This window comes from Lyngbya sp. CCY1209 (genome assembly GCF_035615495.1).
Classification (GTDB): domain Bacteria; phylum Cyanobacteriota; class Cyanobacteriia; order Cyanobacteriales; family Microcoleaceae; genus Limnospira.
In genome coordinates, this window is record NZ_JAJENU010000634.1 from 1 (window position 1) to 13,546 (window position 13,546).

General features: G+C 52.5%; 14 protein-coding genes. 9 read left to right on the plus strand and 5 right to left on the minus strand.

Translation table 11 applies throughout. From position 1 onward, the window contains the following. Nucleotides 1–256: 256 nt before the first annotated feature. Nucleotides 257–1,294: an STAS-like domain-containing protein gene (locus LKE08_RS24140; protein WP_324706828.1), complete on the plus strand. Its 1,038-nt coding sequence runs from the start codon at nt 257–259 to the stop codon at nt 1,292–1,294. A 78-nt stretch (nt 1,295–1,372) separates the two neighbouring features. Here the strand turns inward: LKE08_RS24140 and LKE08_RS24145 are convergent, their stop codons facing one another. Further along, nucleotides 1,373–2,263: a fumarylacetoacetate hydrolase family protein gene (locus LKE08_RS24145; RefSeq protein ID WP_324706829.1), complete on the minus strand. Its 891-nt coding sequence runs from the start codon at nt 2,261–2,263 to the stop codon at nt 1,373–1,375. A gap of 359 nt (nt 2,264–2,622) precedes the next feature. Between LKE08_RS24145 and LKE08_RS24150 the strand changes: the two genes are divergently transcribed. Genes LKE08_RS24150 through LKE08_RS24160 form a run of 3 tightly spaced genes read left to right on the plus strand, consistent with a single transcriptional unit; the run spans nt 2,623 to nt 4,122 of the window. After that, a complete protein-coding gene (locus LKE08_RS24150) occupies nt 2,623–3,072 on the plus strand; it encodes a gas vesicle protein K (protein WP_324706830.1) in 450 nt (149 codons plus the stop codon). Between the two features lie 29 nt (nt 3,073–3,101). Further along, nucleotides 3,102–3,836, plus strand: a complete 735-nt coding sequence (locus LKE08_RS24155) for a GvpL/GvpF family gas vesicle protein (RefSeq protein ID WP_324706831.1) — start codon at nt 3,102–3,104, stop codon at nt 3,834–3,836. 19 nt (nt 3,837–3,855) lie between these two features. Then, a complete protein-coding gene (locus LKE08_RS24160; RefSeq protein ID WP_324706832.1) occupies nt 3,856–4,122 on the plus strand; it encodes a gas vesicle protein GvpG in 267 nt (88 codons plus the stop codon). Between the two features lie 356 nt (nt 4,123–4,478). Here LKE08_RS24160 and LKE08_RS24165 read toward each other — a convergent pair whose 3' ends face one another. Then, nucleotides 4,479–6,059: a photosystem II high light acclimation radical SAM protein gene (locus tag LKE08_RS24165; protein WP_324706833.1), complete on the minus strand. Its 1,581-nt coding sequence runs from the start codon at nt 6,057–6,059 to the stop codon at nt 4,479–4,481. Between the two features lie 370 nt (nt 6,060–6,429). Between LKE08_RS24165 and LKE08_RS24170 the strand changes: the two genes are divergently transcribed. The 3 genes from LKE08_RS24170 to LKE08_RS24180 all read left to right on the plus strand — a co-directional run bounded on the left by LKE08_RS24170 (nt 6,430) and on the right by LKE08_RS24180 (nt 8,316). Continuing rightward, a complete protein-coding gene (locus tag LKE08_RS24170; RefSeq protein WP_324706834.1) occupies nt 6,430–6,816 on the plus strand; it encodes a DUF1830 domain-containing protein in 387 nt (128 codons plus the stop codon). 115 nt (nt 6,817–6,931) lie between these two features. Then, entirely contained in the window at nt 6,932–7,483 is a 552-nt protein-coding gene (locus LKE08_RS24175) for a hypothetical protein (RefSeq protein ID WP_324706835.1), read from the plus strand. Nucleotides 7,484–7,557: 74 nt separating this feature from the next. Further along, nucleotides 7,558–8,316, plus strand: a complete 759-nt coding sequence (locus LKE08_RS24180; protein WP_324706836.1) for an ATP-binding cassette domain-containing protein — start codon at nt 7,558–7,560, stop codon at nt 8,314–8,316. Between the two features lie 17 nt (nt 8,317–8,333). Here the strand turns inward: LKE08_RS24180 and LKE08_RS24185 are convergent, their stop codons facing one another. Next, nucleotides 8,334–9,317 (minus strand): glycosyltransferase family 2 protein, encoded by a 984-nt coding sequence (locus LKE08_RS24185; protein WP_324706837.1) that lies wholly within the window; start codon nt 9,315–9,317, stop codon nt 8,334–8,336. A gap of 1 nt (nt 9,318) precedes the next feature. Next, entirely contained in the window at nt 9,319–9,483 is a 165-nt protein-coding gene (locus tag LKE08_RS24190; protein ID WP_324706838.1) for a hypothetical protein, read from the minus strand. A 361-nt stretch (nt 9,484–9,844) separates the two neighbouring features. Between LKE08_RS24190 and LKE08_RS24195 the strand changes: the two genes are divergently transcribed. Next, complete coding sequence (locus tag LKE08_RS24195) at nt 9,845–10,570, plus strand: response regulator (RefSeq protein WP_324706839.1); 726 nt, start codon at nt 9,845–9,847, stop codon at nt 10,568–10,570. A gap of 38 nt (nt 10,571–10,608) precedes the next feature. On the opposite strand, the gene LKE08_RS24200 is transcribed toward LKE08_RS24195, so the two are convergent. Further along, nucleotides 10,609–11,046 (minus strand): hypothetical protein, encoded by a 438-nt coding sequence (locus tag LKE08_RS24200; RefSeq protein WP_324706840.1) that lies wholly within the window; start codon nt 11,044–11,046, stop codon nt 10,609–10,611. Nucleotides 11,047–11,361: 315 nt separating this feature from the next. Here LKE08_RS24200 and LKE08_RS24205 point away from each other — a divergent pair. Beyond that, a partial coding sequence (locus tag LKE08_RS24205; RefSeq protein ID WP_324706841.1) for a Calx-beta domain-containing protein occupies nt 11,362–13,546 on the plus strand: 2,185 nt, incomplete at its 3' end.

The window sequence follows — 13,546 nt, forward strand, 5'->3', positions numbered from 1 at the left end:
CACATTGACTATGCCTTTAAGAGTTCAGTTTTGGACTGCTTAAGAATCCCCGCGTCTTTAGACCGGGGAGAAGTCAAGACTGGTTCATGAAATTTGACATAAATCGTAGGGGCGCAAGGCTTGCGCCCTCCAACTCGCATTTCCCCGACACATCCCTTTTATTGGCTGTACCGTCAAATCGTCAAGGTTGACAATATAACACACAGGGTTGACAATAGATGATCGTAGGGTTGATATTGGTTGGGTAAAGGAAATCATGATCAAAGTCCGCAAACGGGGTGAACAGATTCGCCAATTTATCTTAGAAAATGTAGAAGCTCATCCGAATGATATTGCATCTCTAGCTGCTCAAGAATTTGGCATTACTCGGCAAGCGGTCAATAAGCATATTCAACGGCTCGTCAAACAGCAAGCTATTGTTGTTGAAGGTTCCACCAGAAGCAGAAGCTATCGCTTGCATCCACTGGTCGAATGGATGCAGTCTTATCCAATCGATGGAAATCTTAAAGAAGATATTGTTTGGGACTCTGATATTCGGGCATTGATCGCTGATTTACCTGATAACGTCAGGGATATTTGGCTGTATGGATTTAATGAGATGTTGAATAATGCCATAGACCATTCATCTGGTCAGTCTGTAATTATCAAATTTCAAAGAGATGCAATCAATACAGATATCAGCATTATTGATGATGGAGAAGGGATCTTCAAAAAAATCAAAAGAGAGATCAATTTATCTGATGAACGTCATGCCATTTTAGAACTTGCAAAAGGCAAGCTGACAACCGATCCAGATCGTCATAGTGGTGAGGGTATTTTCTTCACATCGCGTATGTTTGATGAATTTGCCATTCTCTCGGGTAATGTTTATTTTTCCCATAAATTTAATCAAGTAGAAGACTGGATTTTGGAAGCACAACAACATTCATCTGGGACGCTAGTATTTATGAGGCTGAACAACAATACATCGAGAAATGTTAGCAAAATATTTGATACTTTCTCGGGGGATGATTACGCTTTTACCAAAACTGTAGTACCCGTGCGTTTGGCACAATATGGCGATGAAAAACTGGTATCCAGATCTCAAGCCAAGAGATTATTGGCAAGGATTGATAAATTCAAAACAGTAGTGTTTGACTTTTCGGGTGTAGAAGCAATTGGTCAGGCGTTCGCGGATGAAGTTTTTCGAGTGTTCAGGATTCAACACCCGGATATAGAAGTCATCAGTATCGAGGCCAACCCGGAAGTATCGCGAATGATTAGCAGGGCACAAAGTTTGCTTGATACCGAATAAAGATTGAAAATCTGCGGGAGATGGGCAGATTGGGATTATCATAAATTCCGAGAGGGCGATCGCGAATCGCCCCTACAATTAAACCACGCGGTTGATCAACTGTCCCACCCCCGTCACTTCGACGATCGCTTCATCTCCCGGACGCAAAAATCGGGGCGGATCAAAACCCATTCCCACCCCCGCCGGAGTGCCCGTCGCGATAATATCTCCGGGTAATAAAGTCATCCCTTTTGAGAGGGTCGAAATAATGGCGGGTACGTCGAAAATCACCTGGGAAAACTTCGCCCGCTGCCGTTCTTCCCCGTTGATTCGGGAACACACCTCGATATTTTCCGGGTCGGGCATGATGGAACGGTGGACGACAACCGGACCCATCGGAGCGAATCCGTCCAGGCTTTTTCCGCGAAACCACTGGCGATGTTCCGACTGCAAATCCCGCGCCGAAATATCGTTGAATGCGGTATATCCGAAAACGTAATCCCAGGCCGTTTCCGGGGAAATATTGATTCCCCGTTTGCCGATAATAATGGCGAGTTCCGCCTCGTAATCCAACTTGGATGTCAGGTCGCCGTGGCTGGGGATGTCATCTCCGGGGCCGATGACGCTGGTGGTGGTTTTGGTGAAAATAATCATTTGGGTGGGCAGTTTTTCGTCCTTGTCCACCCGGCCGAGCATTTCTTTGGCGTGATCCAAATAGTTCTTGCCCAGACAGAAAATATTCCGTTTCGGTTGCGGGATCGGGGCGATAATTTTGACTTCGGAATAGGGATAACAGGCGATTTTTTGGGCGATCGCATCTTGCGTCAAATCCCAAGCCTTTCGGGCGGCATCTCCCCCCGCTTCCACCAATTCCAATAGTGTGGGCGTTTCTAAACTTTTGCCCAAAAGTCGGCCGGCTTCGGCCAAATCCACCACCGTCTCATCGACCAAACTTCCCAACTGTCCGCGTTCAAGGGTTAAAAATTTCATTACGATTTCCGGCGATCGCGTATTTTCCGTTTAAAATATAGCATTGTGAAATAGCATTCGACTCAAAGCCCCCAGAATTGGGGGTTTGGGGGCGAGAAAATGAACAATGGCGTTCGACTCAAAGCCCCCAGAATTGGGGGTTTGGGGGCGAGAGAATGAACAATGGCGTTCGACTCAAAGCCCCCAGAATTGGGGGTTTGGGGGCCAGTCCAAGCCCCCAGAATTGGGGGTTTGGGGGCGAGAAAATGAACAATAGCATTCAACTCAAAGCCCCCAGAATTGGGGGTTTGGGGGCGACTCGGAAATCGCTCTCATCTGTTAGGATCGAAATTGAGGCCGAACCGCGATGAGAATCCCCCGTGTCAAATCCCGAAGAAACAGCCCTGGTTCCCAAGTCGTCCGGTAAGGATGCGGGTTTAGCCCCCCTCGTCCTCACCCTCGTCGAACTGATCCGCCAGTTGATGGAAGCCCAGGTGATCCGGCGGATGGAGGCGGACACCCTCACGGACGAAGAACTCGATCGCGCCGCCGAAAGTCTCCGCCAACTGGAAGCTCAAGTATTGCAACTGTGCGAAATTTTCGAGATCGATCCGGCGGATCTCAACATCGAACTCTCGGAATTCGGTTCCCTGCTGCCCAAATCCGGCTACTATCCGGGGGAAACGTCCCAAAACCCCTCCGTGCTCGAACTTCTCGATCGCCTCCTCAATACCGGCGTGGTGGTGGAAGGGGACCTGGATTTGGGTTTGGCTCAACTCAACCTCATTCACGCTAAATTGAGGTTGGTACTCACCTCGAAACCTTTATGATCGAGATCAGAGCTGGGAATTAATATAACATGGGTTACGGTCTTTATCTGTATGGAATTTTACCCGCAACGCATCTCAACCCCCTGCACCTGCAAGGGTTGGACAAACAGCCCGTCCAGGCGCACAAAATCGGCCCGTTTATTTTCCTGTATTCCGACGCCCAACAGGAGCGCTATCTGGCCAGCCGCCGCAATTTGGTGGGACATGAAAAGGTTCTGGAACATTTCATGCAGGAGGGATTTCGGACGATATTGCCGCTGCAATTCGGGTTGATTGTTCAAGACTGGGAAGCGGTGCGGGAACAACTGATCGAACCCCACGACGAACAACTGCACCAACTGTTTGAAAAACTCGCCGGAAATCGCGAAGTCGGGGTGAAGGTGTTTTGGGATGAAACCGTGGAATTGGAAAGGTTGATGGCGGAAAATGACGAACTGCGAGAACGGCGCGATCGCCTGGAGGGAAAGCCGCTGAGTATGGACGCCGTGATCGCGATCGGGCAGGACATAGAGGCGGCGATGGAGGATCGGAAAAATAGTATCATTCAAGTCTTCCAAGATACGTTGAATCCCCTGGCGTTGGATTGGGTTGAAAATGATGCGATGACCAATTTGATGATTTTCAACGCCGCCTATTTGATCCCGTGGGATGCCGAAGCCAAATTCGGCGAAAAGGTGGAGGAAGCCGATCGCCATTTTGAAGGACGTTTGCGAATTCGCTATAACAATTTTACCGCCCCATTTAATTTTGCCCAACTCGATTGATAATTAGGAGGAAAACCCAATGGTTTTACGTTTATTACTTTCCCCCCTCACCGCCCCCCTTGATGGCATTGTTTGGATCGGAGAACAACTGTTAGAACGGGCGGAAGCCGAACTCGACGATCGCGACAACCTCAACAAACGACTCCTCGCCCTCCAACTCGCCTACGATATGGGCGATATTTCTGAGGAGGATTTCGACGAACAGGAGGAAGAATTATTGCAACAAATTCAGGCGTTGGAAGAGGCGGAGAGAGAGGCGGAAAGAGAAGCGGAAGAAGAGGATTGAAAAATTGATAGATATCGGGGCAGTGCCTCCGTGCCTGCCCCGATCGTATCAAATCCGATTGAATGCCCGGAACAAAACGGGTTGGATGTCAAGACCGCTTGGGAATCAATTCCCGAGGGCGCAAGCCAGGGGTAATGGGGGCGCAAGCCGGGGGCCCCTACGAGCTCAAATCATCGGTCGATGATTGGGAAAAAACCGGCCGAGTCCACGCTTAGTGGACTTTTGCTGTGAGCCTTGAAATTGATTTCAAGGCGGGTGAATTCGGAGGCAGTGACTTTTAGAAACCGGGTTTCTTGAGATCGACTCGGTTGGCGTACCAAAGATTCGGATAGAAACCCGGTTTCTTCGATGACCAATTAACTCGCGTTAATTAACTTTTTCTCCCGGGGCCGATCGCTCTCCAGGGGAGCATTCAAAGCCTCCTCAAGGGACGATCGCCCCAACCGTTCTTCCAGGATGTCCATCACTTCCCGGCCGAAATCGTTCGGGTTTCGCTGCCACGCTTCCAGACACACCTCGCCGAAAAACGACCCCAGCGGTTCCGGGTTCCACAGCAGTTTTCGCGCCGTCCAGGGCATCAAACTCATCGGGTCGTAATCGCGATCGAGGATATTGTTTTTGAAGGCGTATTCTTCCAGATGGGTGTGGGGTTGCAGCCCGATAAAGAAGATGGCGGGTTCGACTTTATCCCGTCCAAAAATTGCCTCCAACTCCCGGTGATAGGCGATGGTTTGGCGGATGGTGTCGAAGGTTTCGTCGATGACGTTAAACGAATAATTCACCGACACCAAATCGTTGAAACCCGCCGCTTTCAGATCCCGGCAATTTTCCAAAACGACCCGCAGGTTATAACCCATCCGCATTTTTCGGACCAGTTCTTGGGAGCCGCTGGTGATGCCGATTTCAAAGTAATTCATCCCCGTTTTTGCCATCAGGTCGCACAGTTCCGGGGTGAGGTTGTCAGCCCGGATGTAAGCGGCCCAGTGGATGTCATCCATGCCGGCATCGAGGATGTTTTGCAGCAGTTCCACCGCGTCCTTGATAAACAGGCGGGCGGGGATGAATTGGGCATCGGTAAACCAGAAATTGCGGATGCCGCGATCGTAGAGTTGCTTCATTTCCGCCACCACTTCCTCGGCGGGGTTGATGCGGACTTGTTTGCCCTCGATGACGGTGTAGACGCAGTAACAGCAGTTGTGGGGACAGCCGCGTTTGGTCTGGACGCCGATGTAAAAATCCCGGTCTTGCAGGTAGTATTCAAACTCGGGCCAGATGCGATCGATGTAGTCGTAATTGCAGGCGGTTTTTTCGATGTTGGCGGGTTTTTCGTGGATCATGCGATCGCGTGGCTGGGTTTGTCCCACCACATAACAGCGCTCGTCGGCAAAATCCTGGCCCCGCAACACCTTTTCCAACAGCGCTTCCCCTTCGCCCACGGAAACGATGGTTCCCAGGGGGAGAGAGCGCCCCAGTTGCTCGTAAAAGACGCTCACGGCGCCGCCGCCGACAATCGTCCGGGCTTCGGGGTGGTAGCGCCGCGCCCGCTGCAAGCCCTGTTTAATTAAATTGGTATTGCGCCAGAGCTCGGTGTAGTAGGAGGCGGCCAACCGCAGGCCCCCCACGGCACCCCGCAATTTCACCAGGGGGTTTTTGGCGTAGTAAAATTCAAAGGCATTTTGCAGGGGGTTCCCGCCCCGACCGCCGACGGGGGCGTAAATTTGGATGTCCCGCCAGGAGAACACCAGCAGCGTCGGTTGAAAGTCGTCGATACAGGCGCTCAGGGCTTCGCGGTAGTCCAGGGGCGGCACGGCCCCCAGGTCGAAGATGCGCTGATCCACATCGGGGAACAGCTTGTGGACGTGATCGGCCAGGTAAACCACCCCGATGGGGAAGATGGGGTTGCAGGGAAGGCGAACGTAAAGAATTTTGTTGTCCATGATGGCGATTGGAGTCGATCCTGATGTGAGCTGCAAGATTTCAAAATTTGTCGATTTAACGGTTCCTTAACATAAATTAACAATATAGCTGTCTTTTTTCATCTTAGAATCGTTTATCAGCAGTTTCAATCCGATCGCATCTGAGCCGGAGCGTGTCAGCCGATCCCCTAGCTGGGTGGAGCGATCGCGGCGATCGGGGAGGAGCAGCGAGCTGAGATAGATTCTGGGATCGAGCCGGAGTATTTTTCTGAAAACTGACGTTGCCCGTCTATCATCCGATCGAGGATTGGTAGTCGGGATTACAGCCAATGGGGATCGCAAAGTGTTAGTTTGGCAGTATAACCAAACTTGTATTGCAACGCTCCTTAATATGGCTCAGATTCTTGATCCCCTACCCTCTAACAGCCCCGGCCGCATTCTGTGCTGTTATGTAAACGCGACCAGCCACATCCAGATCGCCCGCATCAGCAATGTCGCCAACTGGTACTTCGAGCGGGTGGTGTTCCCGGGCCAGCGGCTCGTCTTCGAGGCCCTGCCGGAAGCGCTGCTCGAAATCCACACCGGCAAAATGGCCAGCGCCATTTTGTCCGACAAGATCCCCTGCACCCGCCTGCAAATTGACCAAGATCCCCCTTCCGCCGCCGACGTCCATCCGAGTGCCGCGGCGCAAGCCTATCACGAACGGGTGACGGGACGCCTGGCACGCCAAGGGAAGCCGACAGCGGTGACGACCCCGGCGTTGAGTTCCGTGGACTAGAAATTTCAAAAAATCATTTTAATATGGATCGGGTTGATGGAAGCATTCTGTCGGCCCGATATTGTGTCGGGATGCCGATCCCGGCAATTTTGTCCTTCTCCGAGTCAAAATCACAATGGAATCCTCCGAACCCTTACGCGCCGTCTTCCGCATTTCCCCCGTCGTCAGGGTCACTTTGTTGAGCCTGTACGCCGCCCTCATGGTTCCCCTGCCCTTCCTCGCTGCCGCCACGGACGCCCCCGTCTCCCCCCGCCTGCTGTGGGTGGGAATCGGTTTGGGGGGTTTGGCGCTGTATGGCGCGTTGAGCGAACGGGTGATTTTGAGCGATCGCGCCATCGAGGTGACGTATCCCCGCTGGGTGCCGCGACTGTTCCGGCGTGGCTGGTCCGTCCCCTGGGAAGAGGTGAAGGCCCTGCGCCCGAGAACCACGGGACAGGGGGGGCTGGTGTATTATTTCGTCACCGAGTCCGGGGAAGGGTATTTGCTCCCGATGCGGATCGCCGGATTTGCCAAATTGGTGGCGATCGTCCAGGAAAAAACGGGGATTGATACCTCCGATGTCCGCCCCCTCTCCCAGCCCTGGATGTACGCGATCCTGTTTGGCTGTACCGTGTTATTGCTGCTGGTGGATGCCTGGACGATTTCCACGGCACTCACCAACAATTAACAATTAATAATTAACAATTAACAATTAATAATTATTAATTGACTTTAGTTTTTCCCGACAGTTTTTAACTGAGAATGAAACAGCCCTGTCCTCCGATCCTGCGACTCGAATCTTTGAGTCTCCAATCTCCCATCGTTCTCGCGCCGCTGTTGCGGGAGATTTCTTCTGCGGTGCGAGCGGGCGATCGCATCGCTGTTGTGGGGGCTTCTGGGGCGGGAAAAACGTCTTTGCTGCGGTTGTTAAATTTTCTCAATTCTCCGAGTTCGGGGGCGATTTATTTCGACGATCGCGACTATAAAACCCTGAATCCGATCGCGCTGCGGCGGGAAATGACTCTCGTTTTGCAGGAGAGTAAACTGTTGGGAATGACGGGGCGCGACGCGATCGCCTACCCTTTGAAATTGCGGGGAATGGGAAGCGAAGAAATTGCTCAACGGGTTAATATTTGGAGCGGACGGTTGGGAATACCGGGGGAGTGGTTGGAGCGATCGGAGGTGCAACTGTCCGCCTCTCAACGGCAAATCATTGCGATCGCCCGGGGGTTGGCGATCGAACCCCGGATTGTATTGTTAGATGAACCGACAACCGCCCTCGATCGGGCGCAACAGAAATGTCTGGGGGATATTTTAGCACGATTTAGGGGAGAGGAAACGGCGGCGATCGTGGCGACTCGCCGTCCCGATTTTGCCCGCGAGTTCGCCACCCGAGTTTGGCATCTCCAAGGCGGCGAGTTGATTCGAGATAGTCTCGTCGGAAATATCAACTGGGAGCGGTTGACTGAATCTTTACAAAACACTCAAACCCAAATTTCCCGGGAGTGGGACGAGCTGTAAATCCGGGGCTTTCAGTTTTAAAAATCATTCAGAGGAATTTTGCGGATATCGGTGGTTGTATAGGGGTGGCGACGAAAGGCGAGAACGTCCCGTAACAGACGCCAAGCCGTCGGGGAAAATAAAGCCGGGAAGAGCAAATTTAGCGCCTCAAAGGGACGCTGGCGTTTGAAGGCGATCAACCCCCAATAAAGTTGCAGGTAGGCGTTGACACTCAACAGTTTGGGCAGTTTTTTACGGTGGCGATCGCTCACCAATTCGTAAATTTTTGTTTTGATGAGAATGTGAGTTTCCAAGCGTTTTTGGAAAGAGAGTCGGTAGTTGTAGGCTCCCTGCCAAGTCGTCCGGTAAGCCAAACATTTCTGGATAAAAATGGCATCGCCGAATTGGGCAATATTCGCCCAAGATTCGATATCGTCAAAATTGACATCGAAACTGCTTTTCCAACCACCCGATCGCAAAAATGCCTCCCGCTGGACGGCGACTTGTACCGGCGTTCCGAAGGGTACTTGTTCGAGTAACATACCGTAGTGAATGTCTTCCTGGGGGATGTAAAAAGCCGGTTTGGGGCCGCTCGGTTGCGTGTAGCTCTGTTCCTGTCCCTCCAGATCGACGTTGGCGGAGCGGACGGAACAGATGACGGCGTTCGGACACTGGACGAGGGCGCGGAGCATCGTTTCCAAACAATCCTCCGCCAAATAATCATCGTCATCCAAAAATTTGATCCAGTCTCCCCGGGCGATCTCAACTCCCACGTTCACACTTTTGGAGTGACCTTGGTTGCTGGCATTGCGATGGTAAATCAATCGAAAATCATCTTTTTCCCGCAACGTTTCGACCCGCCGCTTCATGTAAGATTCGGTGTCGTCGGTCGAACAGTCATCCACGACGACCACTTCGCACGGCAGGGTTTGCAACAGGGCGGAGTTGATGGCGCGATCGAGCAATTCGAGGCGGTTGTAGGTCGTAATCAAGACCGTAAAGGATGGTATCTGATCGGACATATCAGCTTTTTGATTTTAAATCTAAAATCGATCGCGAACTGGTCGATTCCTTGGCTATTTTATCAAAGAAATAAGTGGAAGAAAAACGGGCGGGGGGAATGGCACTCGTCTTGGGGTGGCAGCCGCCGGGGTGCAACGTTTGCCCGATGGCAATATTGACTCTCATCAGCCTTCGGGGAGTCGAGGAGAGATGTGGGCGGAACCGGCACAAAATGGGTGTCAAGCTGATGGGCGCGAGGTTGGCGCCCCGACTGCGGGAGAAATATCATTGGGCGACCGGCACTCTCACGTCAAAAAAAGTCTGGCCGATCGCACCTCGGATGTCAACTGACCCAGAAGCAGATCTCCGGGAAATTACGGAAGGGGCGATCGCAAATGCGGTCGGAGTGGGTACAGTAGAGATAATCGGAGAAGTTGGGTGCGCTCTGACGTCAACTCTTGGGGAATATCCCAGACCGGGGGCCCGAGAGAGGCGTGGCGCACCATTTTTATCTCGCCGACCCGTCCACCCGCACCCATTTCAAGCCATGAGGACTGTCTTACTGGTCGAGGACTCCCACACGCAGCGAGAATGCCTGTCCCAGCAACTCACCTGGAGCGGTTGGGATGTCATCCCGGCTTGCGACGGCATGGATGCACTGGAGAAGTTGCAGGGGAGTTGTCCCGACGTGGTGTTGTTGGACGTGGTGATGCCGCGACTCGACGGATATCGGGCCTGTCGCCTGATCAAGTCGAACCCCGAAACCCAAAATATTCCGGTCATCTTTTTGACGGGAAAAGAGCAGAATTTGGCGGTTTACGAAGGGATCAAACACGCCGAAGCCTACGTGAGCAAACCGTGGCGATCGCAAGAACTCCTCGAAACGATCAAGTGGGTCATCGTTTACGCCCGATCCAAGCCGAAAGTCAATTCGGACGCAGCCTGGTTTCGGCACTTTTTGTTAAATTTAAAGCTGATCGAAATCTATTTGCACTCTCCGGGAAAACGGGAAACCCACGGCTTGCAAATTCTCAGGCTTTACGAGGCGGCAATGAAAGCCCTCGACCAGACGTTAGTCCTCAATCCCCGCCATCTTCGTGCCCGCCGGTATCGGGACGGGGTTCGGCATCAATATCAACAATTTCGGCAAGAATTGGAGCAGATTCATTCTTGTCAACTGTGCTATTATTATCACGGCCAAGATGGAATCAATTGTGCCGTTCACCCCGCCGGACCGGTGTCGAAATGGTGTCCGGATTGGAAATTGGATTGATCTTTCAACTGGGTGAATTCCGGCGGGTTCCGGCACAATCAAACGGTTTCTGAGATCGCGATCGCCCCACCCATTTTTTCTTCCAACTGTCGGAGCAGGGTATCTGTATCTACATTCATTCGCTCAAAACATTCGGGCGGCGTCAATTCCGGCTGAAAATAAACCAATTTGAGGGTATTCAATCCGATGCCGACCATGAGGACTTCTTCTTCCGGCTTGTAGCCGTCGATAATTCCCAGAATTTCCTGTAATTTATTTTGGGTGTTGCGATTGAGAGTTTCGATCGCCGCTCGCGGACAGGAGACGAAGCGGGGCGTCTGTTTCAGGTCGATCCCCAGGGTTCCATCTTCGTTTCCCCCTTCCCGGTGGATTCCCCAGGACAAAGCCGCCAGTTCCTGCTGGTGGTTCTCCACGAAGCGATCGAGTTGAGATTGCCAGGGATTTTCATCGACGGGGGCGGGGGTATTGCTCATCATATCAAAAAGGGTGCGATGGTATCCCGATCTATTGTATAGCGACTCATCCCCCCTGGCTATCCCCGGGTCTGCCGCCGTCCCGGGAACCGATCGCTCCCCGAATCCGTCGCCGCCTCCGTTCCAGTTTGACCGTTGAAAATCAGTATTAACACGGATAAAAAAGCGGATGTAGGTTCCGATTTTTGACGGCGATTAAACCCGTTCCATTTAATAATACTTTTGACAATTTTCCGGATCGATAGGGTGCAACTCGAAAACTGAATTAAGTGCGATCGCCGTTTCATTTCGCCCACTCCAATTGGGAAACTTGCACCTATGAGTTCCACAGGCTTTGACTTTGAAACCCTCGACTTTGGCTTCGATCCCCAGTCCGAATTGAACGGAATTTATCCCCGGGAAAATTTTTCGGAATCCCCGGCTAATCTCGACCCATTGAGTCTCCCCCAAACGTCGCCCCAACCGGGCGAAGAGCCGGATATAATCGTCGCCACGGAGGCCGCCGATCGCCTGTTCTTGCTGGGGGGTGACGATACGGCTTACGGCCTGGGAGGGGACGATATTTTGGGCGGAAATCAGGGCCGCGATTTCTTGCAAGGAAATACGGGAAATGATATTTTATACGGGGGACAAGACGGCGACACCCTGCGAGGCGGAAAGGAGGACGACCTGTTATTTGGCGATCGCGGCGAGGACATTCTCTTCGGCGATCGTGGACGGGATACGCTGCTCGGAAATACCGAAAATGATACCCTTTACGGAGGGAAAGAAAATGATACCATCGCCGGTGGGGAAGGGGATGATCGCCTGTTCGGCGACCTCGGAAATGACACCCTATTCGGCGATCGGGGTGCGGATACCCTGACGGGGGGAGACGGTAGCGACTGGTTTTATATCGGCTGGAATATGGGAGGCTTCACTCTCGAAGAAGCGGATATTGTCGATGACTTTGATATTAATTTGGATTCCATCGGCTTACTCGATACCCTCAGCTTCGACGGATTAAATATTTATCAAGGAGCGGGGATTTACTCGGCGGATACCATCATTCAGGATCGCGGAACCAACGAGTTTTTGGCAATTCTCAAAAATGTCAACAGCGACGATTTGAATGCGATCGTTTCCCCTCCCGAAGAACCGACGCCGACGCCGACTCCGACTCCGACTCCGACTCCGACTCCGACACCCGAACCGGAACCGACTCCGACACCCACGCCGGAACCCACGCCGACACCCACGCCGACACCCACGCCGACACCCGCAGTCAGTACGATCGCATTTGGCAATGCTAATTTTGAAGTTCTCGAAGACGGGACAGCCATTTCTCAAGTCACCGTAACCCGAACCGGCAGCAGCGAAGGAGAAGTCGGTGTCGAGATTAATTTCGCCGACGATACGGCGACATCCCAGGATTACAATAGCACGCCGATCGCCGTGACATTTGCAGACGGCGATCTCGCCACCAAAACCGTCGAGATTCCCGTCGTTGACGACAATTTTGCGGAGGGCACGGAAACCCTCAACCTGCTGTTCGATAATCTCACCGGAAACGCGGAATTGGGGACAATTTCCACGGCAACTTTGGCGATTTTAGATAACGATAATGGCAGCGATGCCGGAACTTTGGCGTTTACTGTCGCGGCGATCGCCATCGACGAAAGTACCGCCAACGCCACCGTCACCGTGGAACGCACGGGGGGAAGCGACGGTAACGTTACCGTCGATTATACCACTTCCGACGAGAGTGCGATCGCCGGTTCGGACTACACCGAAAATATCGGAAGTTTGAGCTTTGCGGCTGGGGAAATGAGCCAAACCATTGACGTGGAAATTCTCGACGATAATGAAGTTGAAGATAGCGAAGAATTTGATTTGATTCTCCGCAACCCCTCCGGTGGCGCCACCCTCGGAACGGCTGACACGGTGACATTTACGATCGCCGATGATGACGTTCCCAACCCCGGCGAATTGGCGTTCGCGACGGATGCCGTGGATGTCGATGAAGCGGCGGGAACCGTCACCGTTACGGTGGAACGGAGCGGCGGAAATGCGGGAATTATCGGGGTGAATTATGCCACTTCCGACGATACCGCGATCGCGGGTGGCGATTACACGGAAACTTCGGGGACGCTGACATTTGCGGCGGGAGAAACCGGCAAAACCTTTACCGTTGATATTATCGACGATGCCGATATCGAAGGGATTGAAAGCTTCGATTTGACTTTGAGCGATCCCACGGGTGGCGCCACGTTGGCAACGCCGTCCGTGCAGACAGTCAACATCACCGACAACGATGAAATTGTCAGCAATTTTGGTGTCTTTAATTTTGCCTTGGCAAATGTGGAGGTGAGTGAAAATACGGCGACTGCAACCGTCAGCGTGGAGCGGACGGGGGGAAGTCAGGGGGATGTTACCGTTGATTATATCACTTCCGATGAGAGTGCGATCGCCGGTTCTGACTACACCGCCACTTCCGGAACTCTGACGTTTGCGGATGGGGAAA